At 71.3% G+C, this 22800-nt stretch carries 16 protein-coding genes; 11 read left to right on the top strand and 5 right to left on the bottom strand.

Translation table 11 applies throughout. The features are described from left to right. Positions 1 to 4 precede the first annotated feature (4 nt). From ME121_RS05990 to ME121_RS05965, 6 genes are all read left to right on the top strand, one after another. Positions 5 to 1285: a UxaA family hydrolase gene (locus ME121_RS05990; RefSeq protein WP_012329712.1), complete on the top strand. Its 1281-nt coding sequence runs from the start codon at positions 5 to 7 to the stop codon at positions 1283 to 1285. Positions 1286 to 1437: 152 nt separating this feature from the next. Further along, the gene (locus ME121_RS05985) at positions 1438 to 2802 is read left to right on the top strand and encodes a C4-dicarboxylate transporter DctA (protein WP_012329711.1); all 1365 of its coding nucleotides are present in this window, start codon (positions 1438 to 1440) and stop codon (positions 2800 to 2802) included. Positions 2803 to 2814: 12 nt separating this feature from the next. Then, on the top strand, positions 2815 to 3756 hold the full coding sequence (locus ME121_RS05980) for an NAD(P)-dependent oxidoreductase (protein WP_012329710.1): 942 nt from the start codon (positions 2815 to 2817) through the stop codon (positions 3754 to 3756). A 4-nt stretch (positions 3757 to 3760) separates the two neighbouring features. Further along, on the top strand, positions 3761 to 4750 hold the full coding sequence (locus ME121_RS05975; protein ID WP_012329709.1) for an Ldh family oxidoreductase: 990 nt from the start codon (positions 3761 to 3763) through the stop codon (positions 4748 to 4750). Positions 4751 to 4825: 75 nt separating this feature from the next. Continuing rightward, the gene (locus ME121_RS05970; protein ID WP_012329708.1) at positions 4826 to 5650 is read left to right on the top strand and encodes a GntR family transcriptional regulator; all 825 of its coding nucleotides are present in this window, start codon (positions 4826 to 4828) and stop codon (positions 5648 to 5650) included. Between the two features lie 1191 nt (positions 5651 to 6841). Beyond that, complete coding sequence (locus ME121_RS05965) at positions 6842 to 9172, top strand: putative bifunctional diguanylate cyclase/phosphodiesterase (protein WP_059408499.1); 2331 nt, start codon at positions 6842 to 6844, stop codon at positions 9170 to 9172. Here the strand turns inward: ME121_RS05965 and ME121_RS05960 are convergent. Continuing rightward, the gene (locus ME121_RS05960) at positions 9161 to 10183 is read right to left on the bottom strand and encodes a crotonase/enoyl-CoA hydratase family protein (protein ID WP_089230939.1); all 1023 of its coding nucleotides are present in this window, start codon (positions 10181 to 10183) and stop codon (positions 9161 to 9163) included. The genes ME121_RS05965 and ME121_RS05960 overlap by 12 nt on opposite strands. A gap of 803 nt (positions 10184 to 10986) precedes the next feature. Further along, positions 10987 to 11940, bottom strand: a complete 954-nt coding sequence (locus tag ME121_RS05955) for a LysR family transcriptional regulator (RefSeq protein WP_059408498.1) — start codon at positions 11938 to 11940, stop codon at positions 10987 to 10989. Between the two features lie 95 nt (positions 11941 to 12035). Here ME121_RS05955 and ME121_RS05950 point away from each other — a divergent pair, with 95 nt between their 5' ends. From ME121_RS05950 to ME121_RS05940, 3 genes are all read left to right on the top strand, one after another. Then, positions 12036 to 13217, top strand: a complete 1182-nt coding sequence (locus ME121_RS05950) for an alanine racemase (RefSeq protein WP_059408497.1) — start codon at positions 12036 to 12038, stop codon at positions 13215 to 13217. Positions 13218 to 13402: 185 nt separating this feature from the next. Beyond that, complete coding sequence (locus ME121_RS05945) at positions 13403 to 14044, top strand: HAD-IA family hydrolase (RefSeq protein WP_012329703.1); 642 nt, start codon at positions 13403 to 13405, stop codon at positions 14042 to 14044. Positions 14045 to 14216: 172 nt separating this feature from the next. Next, the gene (locus ME121_RS05940; protein WP_059408496.1) at positions 14217 to 15335 is read left to right on the top strand and encodes a metallophosphoesterase; all 1119 of its coding nucleotides are present in this window, start codon (positions 14217 to 14219) and stop codon (positions 15333 to 15335) included. On the opposite strand, the gene ME121_RS05935 is transcribed toward ME121_RS05940, so the two are convergent. Further along, entirely contained in the window at positions 15313 to 15738 is a 426-nt protein-coding gene (locus tag ME121_RS05935; RefSeq protein ID WP_024827291.1) for a YeeE/YedE family protein, read from the bottom strand. The two genes, ME121_RS05940 and ME121_RS05935, sit on opposite strands and share 23 nt — an antisense overlap. After that, the gene (locus ME121_RS05930; RefSeq protein WP_059408557.1) at positions 15735 to 16190 is read right to left on the bottom strand and encodes a YeeE/YedE family protein; all 456 of its coding nucleotides are present in this window, start codon (positions 16188 to 16190) and stop codon (positions 15735 to 15737) included. The genes ME121_RS05935 and ME121_RS05930 overlap by 4 nt, the downstream gene beginning before the upstream one ends. Before the next feature lie 574 nt (positions 16191 to 16764). Here ME121_RS05930 and ME121_RS33310 point away from each other — a divergent pair. Next, complete coding sequence (locus tag ME121_RS33310) at positions 16765 to 16983, top strand: hypothetical protein (protein ID WP_076730001.1); 219 nt, start codon at positions 16765 to 16767, stop codon at positions 16981 to 16983. Positions 16984 to 17832: 849 nt separating this feature from the next. Here the strand turns inward: ME121_RS33310 and ME121_RS05925 are convergent. Then, positions 17833 to 20640 (bottom strand): patatin-like phospholipase domain-containing protein, encoded by a 2808-nt coding sequence (locus ME121_RS05925; protein WP_059408495.1) that lies wholly within the window; start codon positions 20638 to 20640, stop codon positions 17833 to 17835. 359 nt (positions 20641 to 20999) lie between these two features. Between ME121_RS05925 and ME121_RS05920 the strand changes: the two genes are divergently transcribed. Further along, the coding region (locus ME121_RS05920) for a di-heme-cytochrome C peroxidase (protein ID WP_059408494.1) at positions 21000 to 22800 on the top strand (1801 nt) is incomplete at its 3' end.

The following is a 22800-nucleotide window of genomic DNA, read 5'->3' as shown; positions in this document are numbered from 1 at the left end:
GACGATGTTCAAGGAAGCCGCTCAGCTCGAACACGAGATCGCCACCCCCTTCGTCGGCGGTGCCCCCGATCAGTTCGCCACGAAGGCGCTCGCGACCGAGCGGGCCTCGGAGAACTACACGGCCGCCACCTTCATGGGCTGGCGCCGGGAGAACGGCCGGGTCGGCGTGCGCAACCACGTCGTGCTCCTGCCGCTGGACGATCTGTCCAACGCCGCCTGCGAGGCGGTCGCCAACAACGTGAAGGGCACGATGGCGCTGCCCCACGCCTACGGCCGGCTCCAGTTCGGCGAGGATCTGGATCTCCACTTCCGCACCCTGATCGGGATCGGCTCGAACCCGAACGTCGCCGCCGTCGTGGTGATCGGCATCGAGGACCAGTGGACCAACCGCGTGGTCGAGGGCATCGCCAGGACCGGCAAGCCGGTCGTCGGCTTCGGCATCGAGGGCCACGGCGACATCGCGATCGTCGCCAAGGCGAGCTACCAGGCCAAGCGCTTCGTGCAGTGGGCCACCGAGCTCCAGCGCGAGGAATGCCCGATCGCCGACCTCTGGGTCTCGACCAAGTGCGGCGAGTCCGACACCACCACCGGCCTCGCCTCCTGCCCCACCGTCGGCAACATGTACGACAAGCTGATCCCGCACGGGATCTACGGGGTGTTCGGCGAGACCTCCGAGATCACCGGCGCCGAGCACCTGTGCCGCGAGCGGGCGATCAGTCCCGAAGTCTCCGACAAGTGGTACGCCATGTGGAAGGCCTACCAGGACGACGTGATCGAAGCCCACAAGACCGACGACCTGTCCGACTCGCAGCCGACCAAGGGCAACATCGCGGGCGGCCTGACGACGATCGAGGAGAAGGCGCTCGGAAACCTGGAGAAGATCGGCCACGAATGCCGGTTCATCGACGCGCTGCAGCCCGCGGAGGCGCCCACCAAGGGGCCCGGCCTCTACTTCATGGACACGTCCTCGGCGGCGGCCGAGTGCGTGACCCTGATGGCGGCGGCCGGCTACGTGGTCCACACCTTCCCGACCGGCCAGGGCAACGTGATCGGCAACCCGATCGTCCCGGTGATCAAGATCACCGGCAATCCCCGCACCGTGCGGACCATGGGCGAGCACATCGACGTCGACGTGTCGGGCGTGCTCACCCGCGAGATGACGATCCCGCAGGCCGGCGACGCGCTCATCGACATGGTGGTGCGCACCGCCAACGGCCGGCTCACGGCGGCCGAGTCCCTCGGCCACCGGGAATTCGTGATGACGAAGCTCTACCGCAGCGCCTGACGCGCGAGTCGCCGACGCACACGTCCCGCGCCCGCGGACCGCGAACCGGTCCGCGGGTGCCGCCCCGACGCCACGGGGTTCAGGACCACGAGGGAGCGCACGACTGCGGGCGAAACCGCGGCGGCCTCCGTCCCGTCACAGTGGAGGAACGCATGAGGCTGCTCCGGTCGATCTACGGCCAGGTTCTGCTCGGCATCGCGCTGGGCATCGGCGTCGGCGTGGTCGCGCCCGACTTCGCGGTGGGCTGCAAGATCCTCGGCGACATGTTCATCAACCTGATCAAGATGATCGTCGCCCCCGTCATCTTCTGCACGGTCGTGGTCGGCATCGCGCATGTCGGCGACATGAAGAGCGTCGGCCGGATGGGCCTGAAGACCATCCTGTACTTCGAGGTCGCCACGACGGTGGCGCTCGCCGCGGGCCTCCTGTTCGTCAACCTGCTGCGGCCGGGCGATGGCGTGAACGCCACGGTCGACAGCCTCGACGCCAAGCTCGTGGCCGGCATCGCCAGCAAGGCCCACGCGCAGTCGCCGATGGAGATCGTCGCCAACATCATCCCGCACAGCGCGGTCGACGCCTTCGCCAAGGGCGACCTGATCCAGGTGATGTTCTTCTCGGTGCTCGTCGGCATGGGGCTCGCGATGCTGGGCCGGCGCGGCGAGTTCCCGCTCAAGGTGGTCCACGCCTTCGGCGACGTGCTGATGAAGGTCGTCGGCCTGATCATGCACTTCGCCCCCGTCGGCGCCTTCGGCGCGATGGCCTTCACCATCGGCAAGTTCGGGCTCGGCATTCTCGCCCAGTACGGGATGCTGATCGTCTCGCTCTACCTGACCTTCATCGTGTTCATCGCGGTCTTCCTCGGCGGCGTGATGCGCTTCTACGTCGGCCTGAGCCTGTGGAAGCTGTTCCGGTACAGCCGCGAGGAGCTGTTCATCCTGCTCGGCACCACGAGCTCGGAATCGGTGCTGCCGCGGATCATGGCCAAGCTCAACGGGCTCGGGGTCGACAAGAGCGTCACCGGCCTCGTGATGCCGGCCGGCCTGTCCTTCAACATGGACGGCTCGTGCATCTACCTGACCATGGCGATCGGCTTCATCGCCCAGGCCCTCAACGTGCCGCTGACCTGGGAGCAGGAGCTCGGCATCCTCGCCATCGCGCTGGTGACCTCGAAGGGCGTGGCGGGCGTGGCCGGCGCCATCCTGTTCGTGCTCGCGGCGACGCTCCAGGCCTCGCAGCTCCTGCCGGTGGCGGGCATCGCGCTGATCATCGGGGTGGACCGCATCCTGAACGAGCTGCGCTGCGTGACCAACGCGGTCGGCAACATGGTGGCGACCCTCGTGATCGCCCGCTGGGAGGGCAAGATCGACCTCGCCCACGCCCGGGCGGTGCTCGACGGCCGCATCACCCCGAACCTCGACCTCCTCGACGACGACGGCGAGGCCGCGGACGCGATCCCCGCCCGCGAGCCGGCGGCGGCCTTCCGCCGCCCCCTCCCCGCTGCCGTGCCGGCGACCTGAGAAGGATTCACCATGCCCAAGGTCATCATCAGCGAGTTCATGGACGAGGCCGCGATCGCGGCCGAGCTCGCCGGCCTCGACGTGGTGTACGATCCCGGCCTCGTCGACCGGCCGGAGGACCTCGCCGCCGCCGCCGCCCGGGCCGACGCCCTGATCGTGCGCAACCGGACGCAGGTCCGCGGCGCCCTGCTCGACGCCGCCCGCGACCTCACGGTCGTCGGCCGCCTCGGCGTCGGCCTCGACAACATCGACCTCCCCGCCTGCCGGGCGCGCGGCATCGCGGTCTACCCGGCCACCGGCGCCAACGACGGCGCGGTCGCCGAGTACGTCATCGCCTCCGCGCTGCTGCTCCTGCGCGGCGCCTACGGGGCGAGCGCCGCCGTCGCCGCCGGCGCGTGGCCGCGCAACGCCCTGATGGGCCGCGAGATCGCCGGCCAGCGCCTCGGCCTCGTGGGCTTCGGCGCCATCGCCCGCGAGACCGCCCGGCGGGCGGCGGCGCTCGGCATGGCGGTCGCCGCCCACGACCCGTTCGTGGCCGCGGACGACCCGGCCTGGAACCCGGCCACCGGTCCCGTGCAGAGCCGGGCGCTCGACGCGCTGATCGCCCAGAGCGACGTGCTCTCGCTGCACGTGCCGCTCACCGATCGGACCCGCGGCCTGATCGACGCGGCGGCGCTGGCGCGGATGCCGAAGGGCGCGATCCTGATCAACGCGGCGAGGGGCGGCGTGGTGGACGAGGCCGCCGTGGCGCGAGCCCTGCGCTCCGGCCATCTCGGCGGCGCGGCGCTGGACGTGTTCGACCGGGAGCCCCTCGACGCGGCGGCGGGCGCCGTCTTCGCGGACGTGCCGAACCTGATCCTCACGCCGCACATCGCCGGGGTGACGCAGGAATCGAACGTGCGCGTCTCCGCCGTCACGGCCCAGGCCGTCCGCCGCCACCTCACGGAGCGCTGAGCCGATGCCGAACCTCACCCTGTCGGAGGCCGGGGCCCTCGCCGCCGACGCCCTCGTCCGATGCGGCACGGCCGAGGCCGCGGCCCGGAGCGTCGCCCGTGCCCTGGTCGGCGCCGAGGCGGACGGGCTCAAGGGCCACGGCCTGTCGCGGGTCGCGCCCTACGCCGCGCAGGTCCGGGCCGGGAAGGTCGTGGGCGACGCGGTCCCGCTTGCGTCGCGCCCGCGGCCGGGCCTGCTCGCGATCGACGCCGCCCACGGCTTCGCCTACCCGGCGATCGATCTCGCCCTGGAGGCGCTGCCGGGTCTCGCCCGCCAGCAGGGCGTGGCGGCGGCGGGCATCCGCCGCTCGCACCATTGCGGCGCCGCGGGGCGGCCGGTGGAGCGCCTGGCCGAGCAGGGCTGCGTCGCGCTGCTCTTCGCCAACACGCCCGCCGCGATGGCGCCGTGGGGTGGGCGCCAGGCGGTGTTCGGCACCAACCCGCTGGCCTTCGCCTGCCCGCTGCCGGGCGGCGCGCCGATCGTGGTCGACCTCGCCCTGTCGAAGGTGGCCCGCGCCAACATCGTCGGGGCGGCCAGGCGCGGGGAGCCGATCCCCGAGGGCTGGGCCCTCGACGCCGACGGGCGCCCGACCACGGATGCGGGGGCCGCCCTCGACGGCACCATGGTGCCGCTGGGCGACGCCAAGGGCACGGCGCTCGCCCTGATGGTGGAACTGCTCGCCGCCGGCCTCGTCGGCGCGCGCTTCGCCGGCGAGGCCTCCTCGTTCCTCGACGCCGCGGGCGACCCGCCGGGGACCGGGCAGCTGATCCTCGTCCTCGACGCGGCCGCGCTCAGCCCGGACGCGCCTGAGCGCTTCGCGGCGCTGGCCGGCACGATCGCGGCGCAGGACGGCGCCCGGCTCCCCGGCAGCCGCCGGCTCGGGCTGCGCCGCCGGGCCGCCGAGGCCGGCCTCGACGTGGCCGAAGCCCTCGTCGCCGAGATCCGGGCGCTGTGACGCGGATCGCCTGTGCGGACGAGGAAGCGGTGATTGCTCCCGTCGTCTGGCCGACGTAAGCGAGAGGAGGGAGAGGTGCTGGACACAACCTTCGACGCTCTACCCACGGATGGGGCTCTGCGTCGTCACGCGATGGAACGGTCAGGCGAAGGGCAGGCAGGTTCGGGGCGCACAGATTCGGGAGGCGCCCGCACGGTCGGCTTCCGCCCGCTCTACCGGCAGGTCTACGACACGCTGCTGAAGCGCCTGGCCGACGCGGTCTGGCAGCCGGGCCAGGTCCTGCCGAGCGAGGGGCAGCTCGCCGCCGAGCTGGGCGTCAGCCAGGGGACGGTGCGCAAGGCCCTCGACGCGCTCACAGCCGACAGCCTGCTGGTGCGCCGCCAGGGCCGCGGGACCTTCGTGGCCGATCACGACGACAAGCAGAGCGTCTTCCGCTTCCTGAAGCTGCGGCCGGACGGCGACGGCGCCGGCATGCCGTCGAGCCGGGTGACCGGGATCGCGGAGGCGGCCGCCAGCGCCGACGAGCGCGGGCGCCTCGACCTCGTGCGGTCCGCCCGCGTGGTCCGGATCGAGCGCGTGCGCGCCGTCGACGCCAAGCTCTGCGTGGTCGAGACGATCAGCGTGCCCGCCGGTCTGTTCCCGGGCATCGCCCAGATCGAGCTGCCGAACACCCTCTACAGCCTGTACGCCACCCGCTACGGCATCACGATCGCCACCGCCAACGAGCGCCTGAAGGCCGTGGCGATCGCGCCCCGCGAGGCGGAGCTGCTCCAGGTGGCCGCCGGCACCCCCGCCCTCGAGATCGACCGCGTCGCCATCGATCTCGAGGAGCGGCCGGTCGAGTGGCGTCTCTCGACCTGCCTGACGCAGGACATCCACTACCTCTCCGTCCTTCGCTGATCGGGATCCCGTCGGGAGCGTCGCCCCGCGGCCGAAGGCGGGCGGGCCGAACCGGACCGCCGCCGCGGCAGCCCGAGCGGGAGCGCGCGATGACCGATCGCGCGAGACGGGATTTCACGCGGCTGAGCGGGAGCCGCGCCGGAACCCCGCCGGCTACAGGCGCAACGTCGTCGAGACGACCCGCGTGCGGGCGGCCTAGAGGGGCGATCGGCATGTCCAGCACCCGCCCGCTTCGCCCGGCGGTCGCCGCCGCCTTCGCGCTCGCCACCGCGCCAGATACCGACGGCGCAGTTCCGGCCGGCCCCGGATGCCGCGCTCGCGGCCGGCTCGCAGCCCGCGCGGGAGAACTGCCTGACCTGCCGCTCGGCCGACTACGTCGCCAGGCAGCCGCCCCAGAAGGGGCAGGCGTTCTGGGACGCCGAGGTCGCCAATCGCCAAGCTGTTCCAAGGGAATCCAAGATGATGAAGGTCTACCGGGCGCCGGTCGCGGGGGAGCAGGCCAGGGCCAACGCGGCCCATCTCGGTGCGGCCCACTGAGCGCCGAGACCGGGCAGGAGGCCGCGCGATGACCGCCAGAACCGCCCTACCGGACCGGTCCGGCTCGCGCGTCGCAGAGGCTGTCGCCCCGTGCCCGCCCCTGCGAGGCTGCTCGCCTGCAACGCGGCGGTCCACCGCGCCCGGCAGCGATGTCACGAGCGCGCGCGTTGCGCCCGGGAGGTGAAAGTCCCTGACACGACGACATCGTCAGGACGGCATGAAGACGTCGAGTGAGAAACGGGACGGGCGGGGCCGCCCTGGGACCGGGGCAAGAGCGCCCGATCGTTCCGACATCTGACGAGCAGGCCGACGTCTTCCGATCGAATACGGCCGCGCAAGACGACGTCTCTGGATACGGGTCGTCACCGACGCGACGCCCGACGGGACATGTGTGAACCCTCCGCGTCCGCTCCCTCCGTATCTGTGCCGGATGGCCCGGGACGGCATCGCTATTCGACTCCGCGAATGGCCATAATTATAAAATATTCGCGGCCATTATATGAATGTTAGATGCATAGACACGCCCGACGAGCGCCGTTAACCACGCCCTTCAATATCTTTGAAATTCGAGGCCGCTAATCTGCGGAGATAATTTCGGATTGGACTGCCTCAGTGACGACAGCCGCAACGAGAGCGAAGTAGCGAGACGCCGCTTTGGGACTGTACTCCAAACTGCGGGCCGCACTGGCTGAAGACGCCCTGCTCTCGCGCGACGTGAAGCGGTCGCTCGTCGACGGGCTGTATCAACCCTTCGCCTCTCTCGCGGTCGGCGCCGCGTCCGGCACGATCGTCGCCACGGCCGCGGCGTTCTGGTCCGATGATCGGGCGATCACCCTGACCGCGTTCGCGGTCGGCCTGATCGGGCTCACCCGCGTCCTGCTCGCTCGGGTTTACCTGACGAAGGGCCCGGAAAAGTACGATCGGCACGAAATCTGGGAGACATACTTCTCCGTCGGCGCGTTCGCCTACGCCGCGTCGCTCGGTATCCTGTCGTTTCTCATCACGACCCGGTCGTCCAACCTCGCGCTCCAGGTCATCACCCCCACGTTCACCATCGGTTACGCCGCGGGCATCTCGGGCCGCAACGCGGGCCGCCCCCTGCTGGCCATCGCGCAGGTTGTCCTGTCGGCGATGCCGCTGTCGGCGGGTCTGCTGGTGTCCGGCGACGGCGAGCGGGCCTCGCTCGGCATCCTCTCGCTCCTGTTCGCCTACGGCATGATCGATATCACGCTCAGCACGCGCGAGATCATCGTGTCGGCCCTGGTCACGACGCGCGAGAAGGAGGCGCTCGCCGCGAAATTCCAGGCCCAGGCCAATCTCTTCGACATCGCGTTGCGCAACATGTCGCACGGGCTGTGCATGTTCGACGCGCGCGGCCGCCTTCAGGTCTGGAACGACCAGTTCCTCTCGATATCAGGCATTCCCTCAAGCCGGATCCATACCAACTCCACGGCCAGATCGCTGTACAAATTGAGCCGCGCCATCGTCGATGAGAGGTCTGCGGGTCGCGGCTCGACGCTGTCGACGTTTGCGGCGGCGTCGAATGCGTTGCGATCGGGGAATCTGGTCTTGATCCTCCCCGACGATCGCGTGGTCTCGTTGATGCAGCGGCGGACCGCCGAGAAGGGCTACGTCATCATCTTCGAGGACATCACCGAGCGGCGTCGAAACGAGGCCCGCATCCAGCAGATGGCGAGTTACGACGATCTGACCGGCCTGCTGAACCGAAGCAGCTTCAAGGCCAAGGTCTCCGAGGCGCTGAAGGCCAGCGCCCGCAGGAAGGGAGATTTCGCGGTCCATCTGCTCGACCTCGATCACTTCAAAGTCATCAACGACACGCTGGGGCACCCGGCCGGCGACCGATTGTTGCAGATGGTCGCGGACCGGCTGCGCGGGATCGGGGCGCTATCCGGATCGGTCGCCCGCCTCGGCGGCGACGAGTTCGTCATCGTCCAGCAATCCGTCACGTCGCCGGCTGTCGCGGAGGATCTCGCGCGGCGCGTCCTGCAAGAACTGGAGCGGCCTTTCGATATCGACGGCACTCACGTCACCATCGGCGCCTCGATCGGCATCGCGATCGCCCCGTTCCACGCCAACGACGAGGACAGACTCCTGAAATGCGCCGATATCGCCCTCTACGCCATCAAGGGGGCCGGCAGGAGCGGGTTCAAGATCTTCCAGCATGAGATGGAAGCGGCCACGCGCGCGCGGCACGCCCTCGAGTCGGATCTCCGGGCCGCTCTGACCAACGGGGAGCTGGAGCTGCACTATCAGCCGATCGTCGACTCGAGCACCGGGGCGATCGTGAGCTGCGAGGCCTTGCTTCGGTGGCACCACCCCGTCTCGGGATACATCCCGCCGTCGGACTTCATCCCGGTGGCCGAGGACACGGGGCTCATCGTCCAGCTCGGCAACTGGGTGCTGAACGAGGCCTGCCGCGAGGCCCGGAAGTGGCCGTCGACCGTGAGCGTCGCGGTCAACATGTCGCCGCGTCAGTTCGGCGATCCGCAGCTGGCCTTCCACGTCATCGGCGCGCTGAATCGCTCCGGCCTCCCGGCGCATCGCCTGGAACTCGAGATCACGGAGAGCGTGACGCTGGGCGCGACGCACAAGATCGTCGAGACCATCAACAAGCTCCGCCAGCTCGGGATCCGCCTGTCGATCGACGACTTCGGGACGGGTTACTCGTCCCTGAGCTCCCTGAGAAATTTCGCCTTCGACAAGTTGAAGATCGACCGGTCGTTCGTGTCGGATCTGGACCGGAAGGCCGAGTCGACCGCGATCATCCGGGCGATCGTCGGCATGGGACGAAGCATCGGGATGGCCATCGTCGTCGAGGGCGTCGAGACCGAGACGCAACTCTCCATCCTCCGCACGGAGGGCTGTGATCTGATCCAGGGCTACGTCTTCAGCCGTCCGGTCGCCGCGCCGCAGATCCGGACCATGCTCGCGGCCGCGGGGCCCCTGACGAGGCTAGCGAGCTGACGCCGACAGCGCCCGGGCGGGCACCGTGCGGGCCTGAGCGGCCTGAGCGGCCTGGGCTTTTCCCCGGAGCTTGTCCTGGGCCAGAACGAGCCGCTCCATGATGCTCAGATCCCTGTCGGTGAGGTTCATCGCGGCGGCCGCCCAGACCGCGACGATCTTTCTCAACTCGTCCAAGGATATGCGATCGACCTCGCGGGCCGCTTGATAGATCGCCTGCTGCCCGTTGCGCCGCCGACGGTTGCCGGCGATGTAGGCGCGCACGGCGGCCTCGCCCTGGCCGCGCTCGGCGAGGATGTGAACGATCCCCAGTTCGTGCATCTCTTCGGCGGTGTAGGTTCTACCATCGAGGATCATCTCCTGAGCCTTGATGGTCCCCAGTCGCCGGGCGAGGAAACTGTACGCTCCCATACCGGGGAAGAGTCCGAAGAGTATTTCCGGAAAGCCGAACTTGGTGCCCTTCTCGGCGATGATCACGTCGAACGAGAGCAGGCCCTCGAACCCCCCGCCCAGCGCGTCGCCCTGAACGAGGCCGATCGTGATGATCGGCAGATTCAGCGCGTTCATGTTGCGGTGAAGAACATCGACGCACGCGTTGCCGTAGCCGACCAGCGCGGCCTCGTCGCCCGCGCGGATCTTGCTCGCGAACAGGTTCAGATCACCGCCGAGACTGAACACACCGGGAAATCGTGACCCGAAGACGAAATAGTTCAGATCAGGACCGCCGTTGCCGAAGACCCGCTCGATATCGTCCTGCAGCCGGCTGAAATCGGCCAGCATCTCGGGATTCTGGCAGGGGCGTCCGTGCGGGCGCATGAAGGCCCACAGGGTGTTGCTACCGGCTTCGAAATCGACTTCGATCTGAGCGAGTTCGGAGAGGCCGGGATCGGCGGGCGATACGGCCGGAGCGATCCGCGTCTCGCTCGGTCGCCGCGCGGGCGTCGGCCGCCGTCGCAGCGGCACAGGACCGGTGTAAGGCACCAAATCTTTGGCGAGGCCTGTAATAGACGCCATTTCATTTGGATCCGTTAAGTGGTCCTTAACCGTATCGCGGCCGGCACCGCAGGGCTAGGCGGCCGGAGCGGCCCTCCTCAGATAATTAAGCTTTGGTTAATTTCTGGCCGATTAGCCGCTTTTGCTTGCAAGCCGGGGCTATTGGGATGTGGCGGCCCGTCGACGCCCAGGTGATCGTGCGGCGCGGGTCGCCTCCACGTCGCTCTCGCCGCCGGCGGCCCTGCCCGAGCGACGCGCGGGGGCCGTCCCATCGGGCCCGTAGACCTCCGCCGCGCGCCCTAGCCCTATGACCGTCCTGCCCCACCGCGCTGCGGCGGCCGCATCGCGACCCGCCCCACCCGGAAACAGGGCCGAATGCCGCGCCGTTGGCCGAGGCGCACGGCGCGGCGCGACGGCGGCTGACGCTCCTCGGCGGCGGGCGCGTGCTGGCGGTCTGCCGCGTCTCCCTGGGCTTCGCGTCGATCGGCCCGAAAGCGACGGAAGGCGGCGGAACGCGACGGCAGAAGACCGAGGGTCACGACCGCATCGCGGGCAAGAACCCGAACAGCATCGCCCGCCTCGCGGCGGATCCCCTATCCGGACGCAGCCGGCCGCGCCGCGGCATCCGCGGCCGGCGCGCCGCCCGGCGGAGACATCGTGATCCACGGCCTCAGGAACGGCTTCTCCTGGGTCGGACGCCCGCCTCGTCTGGCCGATTGGACGGATGGCTGCGCGGGCGCGACCCGCGCCTCGGAAGGAGCCCAGCCGGGACGCCGGGAGGCCTGTGCCGGCCGGGGGACAGTCCTTCGGCGTCCGGGCAGGCCTCAGCGGACGGGGTCCTGGGCGGGCCCGTCCGGCCCCCGGGCCGTGCGCCACGGCAGCGGGTCGAACGCGCGTCGGAGCGCCTCGAGGAACCGCTCCGTCCGGGCCGCGCGCGACCGCCGTTGCGAGCCGAGCAGGGCGACGACCGGCGCCGACGGCAGGGCGTAGCCTTCGAGCAGGCGCGTCAGCCGCCCGGCGCGCAGGTCGTCGGCGACGTCCCATTCCGAGCGGACGATCACGCCGAGGCCCGCGAGGGCCCAACCGCGCACCACGTCGCCGTCATTGCTGACCAGGCCCGCGTCCACCCTGACGCGCGCCTCGGCGCCGTCCGCCGTCCGGAAGCGCCAGAGCGTCACGTCCTCGTCGTTCTCGCGCAGCGCGATGCAGGTGTGATCCCGCAGGTCGACCGGCACGCGCGGGGCCGGGTGCCGGGCCAGGTAGGCGGGCGCCGCGCAGAGGATCCGATCGTTCGGCGCGAGGGCGCGCACGGTCAGGCTCGGGGTCGCCTCCCTGATCTCACCGACATGGATCGCGAGGTCCCAGGTCTCGGACGGGATGCGACCCAGGCGGTCCGAGAGCAGCAGGTCGATCCGCACGCCCGGATGCCGGAGCCGGAACGCCGTCACGACCGGGGCCACGTGCCGGCGCCCGAAGCCGAGCGGGGCGACGACGCGCAGATGTCCGGTCACCGCGCCGACGCGCTCGGCCAGGGCGTCGGCGAGATCGTCGAAGGCGCCGAGGAGGTCGCGGCCGCGCTCGGCCAGCAGCTCCCCCTCGTCGGTCAGCGTGAGGCCGCGGCCGGACCGGTCCACCAGATGGACCCGCAGCCGCTTCTCGAGACTGCGCAGCCGCTGCGTCACGGCGGGCGGGGACACGTTCAGGCTGCGCGCCGCGGCGGCCAGAGACGGGCTGGCCGCCACCGCCGCGAAGAACCGGAGATCGTCGGTGTCGAGCATTAAGGCGCACCTTAATCCAGAATGCCGAACAGATTAATGGTGTCTTCCGGCCCGGCATGGTCTGTAACCCGGCAGTGAGACAGGGAGGCGCGGACATGCCGGACAATCGAGCCGAGGCGCCGTTGCGGTCAGCGGAGATCGACGAAGCCTCGAGCCCCCTCCAGACGCCGTGCCTGCTCCTCGACGAGGCGCGGCTGCGCGCGAACCTCGCGGGGATGCGGGCGCACCTGGACCGGCTGGGCGTCACCCTCCGGCCGCACCTGAAGACGGCGAAGTCGATCGACGTCGCCCGCCTGGCGATGGCCGGTCCGGCCGGCCCGGCGATGGTCTCGACCCTGCGCGAGGCCGAGTACTTCGCCGAGGGCGGGGTGCGGGACATGATCTACGGCGTCGGCATCGCCCCGCAGAAGCTCGACCGCGTCGGCGCGATCCGGCGACGCTGGGGCGCGGACCTCGCCGTGGTGCTCGACTCGATCGAGCAGGCGGACGCGGTCGCCGCCTGGGCCGCGCGGACCGGCGACCGTCTGCCGGTCCTGATCGAGGTCGACGCCGACGGCCATCGCTCCGGCGTGAAGCCCGCGGACGCGGCGCTGCTGGTGGCGATCGGGCGCGCGCTCGGCGCGGGGGCGGACCTGCGCGGCGTGCTGCTCCATGCCGGCGACAGCTACGGCCTCAGCGATCCCGAGGATCTCGCCGCGGCCGCGGAGGCCGAGCGCGCGGCGGCGGTGACGGCGGCCACCCTGCTGCGCGGGGCGGGTCTGCCGTGCCCGGTGGTGAGCGTCGGCTCGACCCCGACCGCGCGCTACGCCCGGGACCTCGCCGGGGTCACCGAGGTTCGGGCCGGCGTGTTCATGTTCGGCGACCTGTTCCAGGCCGGCGTCGGCTCCGTCGCGGTCGACGACATCGCGGTGAGCGTGCTCGCCACCGTGATCGGGCACCGCCGCGACAAGGGCTGGATCATCACCGATGCCGGCTGGATGGCGCTGTCGCGCGACCGGGGCACGGCCCGGCAGGCGGTCGATCAGGGCTACGGCGTGGTCTGCGACCGCGCCGGCCGCCCCTATCCGGACCTGATCGTCGCCGACGCCAACCAGGAGCACGGCATCCTCGCCCTGCGCCCGGGCTCCCGCGCCGCCCTCCCCGAGCTGGCCATCGGCGACCGCGTGCGCGTCCTGCCGAACCACGCCTGCGCGACGGGCGCGCAGTACGACCGCTACCACGTCCTCGACGCCGACGGGCGGGTCGCCGCCGTCTGGCCGCGCATCAATGGCTGGTAGGCGGTGCCGACCGTGACGGCACGGATGGCGCGCACCTCGACCGCCCGGCGACGCCGGACGCGACGGGAGCCGGTCCGGATGCGGTGAGGCGCGGACTGACGCGCCGGGACGCTGCGGCGCGGCCCGCGGCCGCGCGACGGACGGCACCGCCCGCTGCGGCGCGCGACACGGAAGGAGACCCCACCATGACATCCCACCGGTTCGACGCCGTCCTGTTCGATCTCCTGACGGCCCTGCTCGACAGCTGGTCCCTGTGGAACTCGGTCGCCGGCAGCGAGGAGGCCGGCCGCCGGTGGCGGGCCGAGTACCTGCGGATCACCTACCGGACGGGGGCGTACCGGCCGTACGAGGATCTCGTGGCCGAGGCCGCCGAGGCGGTGGGCATGCCGCGCCGCCTCGCCGCGGACCTCGAGGACCGCTACGGCGAACTCCGGCCCTGGCCCGGCGTGACGGAGACCCTGCAGGCGCTCGCGGCGCGCTCCGTGCGGCTCGGCGTCGTGACCAACTGCTCCGAACGTCTGGGGCGCATCGCCGCCGGTTGCGTGGGGGTCGAGCTCGACGCGGTCGTCACGGCGGAGCGCGCCGGATTCTACAAGCCCGATCCGCGTCCCTACCGGCTGGGACTGCAGGCCCTCGGGGTCGAGCCCGCGCGCTGCCTGTTCGTCGCCGGCTCGGCCTTCGACCTGGTGGGGACGGCGCGGGTGGGGCTGGCGACGTACTGGCACGACCGCGCGGGCATGGCGGCCCCGGACGGCGCGCCGCCCCCGCTGGCGCACGAGACCACCCTGGAACCGCTGCGCGGCTGGTTCGAGCCGAGCGCGCGCTGACGCCGGCGCTCGCCGGGCGCAGCGGGTGCGGTCCCGGGGCGGGCAACGGGTCGGCGGAGGGCGCCTTCAGAGCCGCCGACGGCGGTCCTTCCGGTCGCCGCGCACCGAGCGACCGGGTCGAACCGGGCGCAAGCTTTGCCTTTCGGCCGCCGCCCGGTCCATGTAGCCGCCCATGATCCGCCTCATCCCCAGCCTGCCCGCGGCCTACGTCATCGCGCGGGTGGTGTGGCCCCTGCCGGCGCCGCTCGCGCTCAGGCTCGGCCTCGCCGCGCTCCTCCTCGTCGCCTCCCAGTACCACCTGTGGAGCCGCCTCTCCTCCGGGTCGGTCTTCGCGCCGGAATTCCCGCGCCCGGTCGTGATCCTGTTCAACTGGGCGTTCGGCGCGATCGCGCTGGCGGCGGTGATGCAGCTCGCCCTCGACCTCGTCGCCCTGATCTCCCTGGCGCTGCCCGGAGGCGGCTGGGCGATCCCGACCGCTTGGCGCGCCGCGCTGGCCGCGGCGGCCGCGTGCCTCTCGGCCGTCGCCGTGTGGCGGGCCGCGCGCGTGCCGCCGCTGAAGGACGTCCCGGTCGCGATCGCGGACCTGCCCCCCGGCCTCGACGGCTACACGATCCTGCACCTGACCGACCTGCATATCAGCCGCCTGTTCCCGGCCGCCTGGGCGGGGGCCGTCGTCGCGCGCGCCAACGCCCTCCGGGCCGACCTGATCGTGGTGACCGGCGACTTCATCGACGGGTCGCTGGAGGCCCGGCGGAGCGACGTCAGGCCGTTGCAGGACCTGCGCGCGCGCGACGGAGTCTGGGCCGTGCCCGGCAACCACGAGTACTTCTTCGACCACGACGCCTGGATGCGCCACCTCGCCGGGTTGGGGATCCGCGTCCTCGCCAACGCCCACACGGTCCTGAGGCGCGGCGGCGCCGCGCTGGTGCTGGCCGGCGTCACCGACCGCTCCGCGCCCGCCACGGGGCATCCGGGCCCCGACCTCGACACGGCCCTGGCGGACGCGCCCGAGGGCGCGCCGATCGTTCTGCTGGACCACCAGCCGGCGAACGCCGCCCGGGCCGCGGCGCGCGGCGTGGCGCTCCAGCTCTCCGGCCATACCCACGGCGGCATGATCCGCGGCCTGGACCGGCTGGTGGCGCGCGGCAATGCCGGGTTCGTCTCGGGCGCGTACCGGGTCGGGACGATGCGGCTCTACGTCAGCAACGGCACCGGGCTCTGGCCCGGCTTCGCCCTCCGGCTGGGGCGTCCGTCGGAGCTGACGCGGGTCACCCTGCGGAGGGCCACCTGACGCGGTGGAGCAGCATCCCGGCGAGCATCGCCGCCACGAACAGCGCGACCTCCGGCAGGCCGAGGGTCAGGCCGGCCAGGGCCGGGCCGGGACAGAAGCCGGCGAGCCCCCAGCCGACGCCGAACAGCGCGGCTCCGGCGAGCAGCCGGGCATCCACGCTCCGGTTCGTCGGCACTTCGAAGCGCGGCGCCAGGGCGGGCTGCGCCATCCGCGCCTTGATCGCGTAGCCCAGCGCCGAGACCCCGACGGCCCCGGCCAGCACGAAGGCGAGGCTCGGATCCCAGGCGCCCGCGACGTCGAGGAAGCCCAGGACCCGCTCGGGGTCCATCATGCCCGAGAGGGCGAGGCCGACGCCGAACAGCAGGCCGCTCACCAGGGCGGCGAGGAGGCGGGGCGCGCTCATCGCGCCACGCCGTGCCGGACGAGGAAGACGGTGACGATGGCCGCCGCCATGAAGGTCGCGACCGCCGCCAGGGAGCGCGGCGAGAGCCGGGCGAGTCCGCAGACCCCGTGACCGCTGGTGCAGCCCGAGCCCAGGCGGGTCCCGTAGCCGACGAGGAGACCGGCGGCGATCAGCATCGGCCACGACGCGCCCGCGCGGACATCCGGCCAGTGACCCGCCGCCAGCCGGTACAGGGCGGGACCGGCGAGGAGCCCGACGAGGAAGGCCGCGCGCCAGGCCCAGTCGCGGGCCGCCGGCCCCAGGGGGCTGCCGAACAGGCGGTCGAACAGGCGGCCGAGCAGGCCGCCGAGGATGCCGCTGATCCCGGCGATGCGGCCGTTGGCCAGAAGCAGCAGCGCCGCCGAGGCGCCGATCAGGGCGCCCCCCGCGAGCGGAGCGAGGAAAGCGGTCACGGTCCGTCTCCGATCTGCCCGAACTTCGCGGCCTGGCCGAGCGCCCGATCCGGCGCGTCGGGCGCGCGCCAGGAGCCGCCGCGGTCGGCGGTTGATCGCGAGGATATCCTCGACCGCGTCGAGAAGCGCCCGGAGGCGCGGATCGGTCAAGCTGTAGAAGGCCACCCTGTGCTCGCGCCAGCTGGCGACGATATCGACGGTGCGCCGCTCGCCGAGCTTCTCCGACAGGGTCGGTTGCCGGACGCGCAGGCGCCGCCCGATCCTCGGCCGACACGTCGCCCTCGGTGCGATCTGACCGGAACCGTCCTCGCTATCGAAAGGTGCGATGCGAGACCTGTGCGAGCCGGACGCGTGACCTGATCCGATCGCGCCACGACCCGGCTGCCGCCGCACGGATGCCGGGCTGCCAACGCCGCTCGAAGTCTTCGACGATCAACCGGGAGGTCTCGGTCGACTTCGCCACCGGGGCAGAGCACGACAACCGGATCACGACGCCCGGCACCGTCCGGGGTTGACGGAGTTGCGCAGATTGGACAGGTTCCAATCACTAACCTGTGTTACAGTCAGGGCGCCGATGTCCACTGATCTTCCCCAGGGTAGAGTCACGTTCCGCGGCCGCGGTCTGGCCTTCGCGCACGGCGCCAAGCTCGTGCTGAAGGTGTGCCCGCTGTGCTCGCAGTGGAACGCGCCGCGGGCTGCCGACCTCGGGCAATGCGGCTGGTGCGCCTACACCCCGTCCGGTCGCGACGTCGAACCCGCGCCGAGCCGCCACGACACCGAGGTCACCTCGTAGACGGCACAGAGGCTCGGAACGGAGCGCGCCGCCCATCGCGGCGATGGGAACGCGGAGCGACGCAGTCGATCCTGACGGCCGTCGGGGCGGAGATCGGCACCGCCGCCGACAGGCCACGCCCACTTCAGCTGTACTGGAGCTCGGCCCTCGCCCGGGAGAGTTTGCGCAGGATTCGGCGGATGTGCTCGCGGAGCATGAGAGTCTCGTCGGTCGGGCTCTCATCGGGAGGCACGGCCAACACATCCAAGACGCTTACGGCCCGGTAGCGCATCCGCTCCTCCGCCAACATGATGACGTGTCCTAGCAGCGACTTCTAATTAACGCATCCATCATTTGATCGATTCCGCGCTTCTGAGGCGAGCAAGTTTACGTAGATCTCCCAATTCAGGCCCCGATCCGATTGCGCAATAGAGTTTCCGACCCCTCCGCTTCACCGAACCGCCGCCCCAGCGAAATAATCCCGGCCCCACTCAGCTTCGATCGCAGCGTCTCTTGGCGGACGCTGGCCGGCTCAACAGGGATCGCGGCGTGGGCGCGAAGGCCTTCTCGGCACCACCCGCGCCGCGGCGGTCGCGACGCCGTGAACAGGGTCGCGTTCGCCGAGCCTCGATGCCGGTATGACGCGCCGACGTCCTGAGCGCGGCGAGATCGGCACCGGCTGTCCCGAGCCTTGGCCGCGCGAGGGGAGACGGATCATCGCCTCCGTCACGAATCCGGTGCCGAGGTGCGGACAGCGCGACGGGCCGCGCCCCGGCGCGGGTCTTCCCGGATCTCCGCGTCCGCGCGGCTGCCGCGGTCGGCCGCCCCCTTGCGATCGGAAGGCGGCCGTGTCCGGCACGATCGCCGGCGCTAGCAGTCCGGGGGGCGCCGCCCGATCTCGCTGTCGAGATACACGGACCAGTCCGACAAGGTCGTGAGCTTCGAGCCGAACATCTTGCTGACCTGATGGAAGCCCAGGGCGCGGTAACTCTCGAACTGGCTCTCCGAGAACCACTGGTTGGCCGTGCTCTCGTGCGGGAAGGCCGGGCTGGTGGCGCCGTAGGCGCGGACTTCGGCGGGGATGTCGTCCAGGAAGCTCGGCTTGATGTAGATCAGCGATGCCGCGTCGCGGGCGCCCGGATACGCGATCGTACCGCGCGCGTAGCCCAGCGCGCCGGCGCGCTTGCCCTCGCGCTCGATCGTCGAGCGGGCGAGAATGCGCATCTCGCCCATCTGGACCTTCGCCAACCCGTCCACCTCGGCCTTCCGGATCACGCTGCCGAGGTCGAAGAAGGTGCAGTGTTCGTCCTGGCCCGCGTCGATCACCACGATCCGCGCGCAGCGCCGCCGCAGCATCTCGTAGACGCCGAGATTGTCGAAATGGCCGCCGTCCGAGAGGTAGATCGCCTGCCGGACATCGGTGCTGCGGCCGCCGAGCTCGCTCAGGAGCGCGAGCACGGAATTCCTCGGCTTGGCGAGCTTCAAGTCGTCCCGGCGCGCCACCGCGGGGTTGGGCAGCCAGGCGCCGAGCCGGACGTTGAACAGGGTCATCAGGAACGCGATCGGGCGCGACGAGTGATAGCCCCAGTTCGGGCTGACCGCGGCCCCGGAGATCGTCAGCAGCCCGCCCAGCAGCGGCCCTCTGCCCGCGCTGACACGATCGCCCCGCGTCTCCATCCCGGCATACTGCGATGTGCGGATGTAGGCCCCGCGCGGACCGCCGGTGGCGGGCAGGTCGCGCGCCCTGTCCGCGCGGTCGAGGACAGCCGAGCCGCAGGCGAAGGGTGTCGCGGTGAACGAGGCGGCCTTCCGCTCCGCCCACTCGGTGTGGAGGAGATCGGTCAGGTTGAGCGTCATGTTGACGACGGGCAGCAGCCGCTTCTCCGTCCCGAGTTCGGCGATGCGCGGGCTGTCCTCCTCGTCGAAGTCGGTGAAGGGATCGGCGTCGCGCCGCGCCCGCGCCGAGCCGAGGAACCCCCGGGTCAGGCGGTTGCGGTAGACGCCGTGCATGGAGAAGCGGTTGACGTTGACGCGGCCGAACAGCCAGACGGCCCCGGCCAGGACCGCCGCCACCGCGACATCCAGGATCACGATCATGCCGTAGGGGTTGATGCCGCAGCCGGAGCCGACCTCCGCGCCGCCGAGCGCCCAACCCGGCAGCAGGCAGTCGCCCCACCAGTCGTACGCGGAGCCGAGGAGGCGGCCGAGCCACCAGCCCATCAGGGCGAACAGGCTGATCCCGAAGACCGCGGCCATCGCGCTGAGGCCCATCATCACGAGGTCGTCCATCCGCCCCTTGGCGGCCAGGGACTGCGCGCGGACGAAGACCTGCTTGCCCAGGAAGGCGGCGGCCGGGCCGGTGGCGAGGGCGGCAAGCGCGCTGAACAGGGCGGGGATCTGCGCGTCGTGGCGGCCGAGGGCGTCGGCGGACAGGACGAGGCAGCACAGGCACAGCCCCGTCCAGCCCATCGCGGCCAGCAGAAGCTGTCCGTCGACCCGCGCGACCCACTCGCGGTCGAGGTCGGCGCACTCGGCGCTCTTCCGGAACCCGATGAAGATGACGCTCTGGAGCAGGTGGATGACGATCAGCGCCGGCGGGGCCGCGTAGGTCAGGGTCTGTGAGACCTCTGCCCGTTCGGCATCGAAGCTGGCAGCCCCGCCGACCAGCCAGTCGATGAAGGCGCCGGTGCAGAGACTGATCAGCGCGGCCGAGACGAGGCTGCTGGCGAGCCAGGGACCGACGTTCCGCTCGTACAGCCAGAGGCCGGGATGACCCTTCGCGGTCTGCCAGATCAGGCCGCTGAGATAGGCCGCGACCTGCACGGCGAAGTACGCGAGGCCCAGACGGCACAGGGACAGGCCCGAGACCGGCAGCGGCTGCTCGAACAGCGCGCGGAGCGTGAACGGCAGCGCCAGGGCCCAGACGCAGGTCGGCGCGACGATGCAGGCCGCGACCCGCGCCGGGGACGCGTACGCCGTGACGCCGCCGGTCCGCGGCCGATGGCTCGGCAGGAGGATGCAGGCGCTGAACGTCGCGACGAACAGCGCCGCGCTGCCGAGCACCAGGGGCAGCCACAGCGTGCTGCCGCGCGCAGCCTCGAGCGCCGTCCTGTAGGCGAGCAGCGCGAGGGGAACGAACAGCAGCAGCGGGAAGATGATCAACCAGTTGAGGATCGTGTTCCGGATGTAGAGGACGATGCCGGCCCAGGTGTCCGACGACAGGATCCCGACTTCCGGCGTCAGGTAGTTCGTGTACCGCCGCAATTTGGCGAAGATCTCGTTGCCCGAGCCGCCGAGCTGGCGCTCGGCCTCGGCGATGCTGCCGCACTGGCGTATGAACGTCTGCAGCCAGCCGCCCGCGAAGCCGCCTCCCGATACCGTCGACAGGTAGTGGAACTCGCCGAGCATCCGCCGGCTGGCCAGGGCCTGCAGGGCACCGAGACAGAAGGTGGCGCTGCGGATCCCGCCCCCGGACAGGCACAGGGCGGCGAGCCGGGCCTGGTCGGCCCGCGCCTGCCAGGGCGCGCGATCGCCGGGCTGCGGCGGTCCGCAGAAGTGATCCATCTCCTCTTCGAGTGCCTGCTCGGTATCGAGGAACCACGCGTCCCGGCCCGTCATCACCGCGGGCAGGTGATGGGACGGGGCGTCCGCCTGGATGTCTGCGGGACTGGCGCTCATCGCTCCTCCTATCGCCCGCGCGGTGCCGGACTTCGCGGTTCAGCCGTTCCGATCAGCGGTCGCGCAAACATCTCTCCGCCGGCCATCGGCACAGTTTATGCTAAAATTTTACACCATCAGTATTGATGTCATGAACGATTTCATAATTTATATGCGACAGACGATTCTATCGATGCAGCATTATGGCGGCGCGCCACCGCCGCACTGCCGAAAGCGAAAACTACAGTCGCTCCGAGCCTCACAGAAAAACTGTATTCGAACATCATCCATTTGAAGGACGCGCGGGCTTCGATCGGCGTTTACTGGAATCGGCAGACACTTCGCGAAGGCAGGGTTCCCGCCATGTCCCAGGTGCGATCGTGACCGGCTCCCGGGCCGCCCGCGCCGCCGCGCTCACGGCGATGATCCTGGTCCCGGCGCAGGCCGGGTTGCGCGCCGCCGACCGGGAGCCGGGGGACAGGCCGGACGGCGGCCCGCACTTTCTCGATCAATCCTGGACGTCGCAGGAGCGCGCGTGGTTCTACGGGGCGAGCCAGGGCTCGCAGATCATGCCCTACGCCTGGTTCATGTCCCTGGAGCGCCCGGACGACGACAGGCTCTTCGTCGCGGACGGGCTCGCGCGCTTCGGCTACCTGCCGAACCCGTATGACGGGACGCGCGGATCGAACCGCAGCGGGCTTCCCATCGGCTTCGTGAAGGATGTGGACGATCGCGGCGAGTGGATCGGCATGACCTGCGCCGCCTGCCACGTGAACCGGATCGACCTGCGCGGTCGGTCGATCCTGATCGATGGCGGCCCGGCCGATGCCGACATGTTCGCCTTCATCGAGGAACTGGGCCGCGCCCTCGCGCAAACGCGCGACGACGGGGCGCGCTTCGAGCGCTTCGCCCGCCGCGTCATCCCGGCGGAACTGTCGGCGCCGGGGGCGGGCCCGTCCGAGGCCGACCGCCGCCGGCTGCGGGTCAGCCTGACGCGGTTGGCCGAGGATTTCTCCCGCTACGTCGCGTCGAGCCGGACCGCGGTGCCCTGGGGGCCGGCCCGCCTGGACGCCTTCGGCATGATCTTCAACCGGGCGACCGGCATCGATCTGCGCGACCCGCACAACATCGCCCCGCCCGACGCGCCCGTCAGCTACCCGTTCCTGTGGGATACGTCGTGGCACGACCGGGTGCAGTGGAACGGCTCGGCCGCGAACGGGCTCGCCGTCGAGCGCCTCGGCCGGAACGTCGGCGAGGTCCTGGGCGTCTTCGCCCGTGCCGACATCCGTGAGCCGATCCTGCCGCCGCTGTGGTTCGAGACCTCGGCGGACCGGGTCAATCTCCTGCGGATCGAGAACCAGCTGGGCGCCCTCACGGCGCCGGCCTGGCCCGACCGGATCGCGCCGCGCACCGAGGCGCAGACCCGCGACGCCGCGGCCGGCAAGGCCCATTACGACCGGTACTGCGTGTCCTGCCACGCGATCGCCCCGACCGGCGCGAACCGCACGCTGACCGTGACCCTGACGCCGCTGGCCGAGATCGGGACCGACCCGAAGATGGCGACGAACGCCGTATCCCGGCGCGCGCGGACCGGGATCCTCGAAGGGGTCCGGATGCCGTTCCTGGCGACGACGCCGCCGCTGGCCGCCGAGACGAGCAGCCTCGACCTCGTGGCCGCGCTCGTGGCCGGCGCGATCCTGGCGCCGCTCGACCGCGGACCGGAGCCGTCGGGCGTCGGGGCGGACCAGGCCGTCATCCTCGAGCGACTGCACAAGCGCGGCGCCGCCGTCCTCGAAGCCCGCAACGCGATGCTCGACGATGTCTCGACCGCCGGCGGCAAGGGCCTCGTCGCCGCGTTTGTCGGGGCGCGGAGGGACCGCGATCTGCTGGTCTACAAGGCCCGGCCCCTCAACGGGATCTGGGCGACGGGCCCGTACCTGCACAACGGCTCGGTGCCGAACCTGTACGAACTGCTGCTGCCGTCCAGCCGGCGATCCAGGACGTTCCGGGTCGGCAGCCGCGAGCTGGACGAGGACCGGATCGGCTTCCGGTCCGACAGCGGGCCGTTCCTGTTCGACACCGCGTTGCCGGGCAATGCCAATACCGGCCACGAGGGGCCCGCCTACGGGACCGAGCAGCTCGACGAGACCCAGCGCCGGCAGCTCCTGGAGTACCTGCGAA

The sequence above is a fragment of the Methylobacterium sp. ME121 genome (assembly GCF_000974725.1).
In the GTDB taxonomy this organism is placed as follows: domain Bacteria; phylum Pseudomonadota; class Alphaproteobacteria; order Rhizobiales; family Beijerinckiaceae; genus Methylobacterium; species Methylobacterium radiotolerans.
This window is presented reverse-complemented; position numbering and strand designations above follow the sequence as displayed.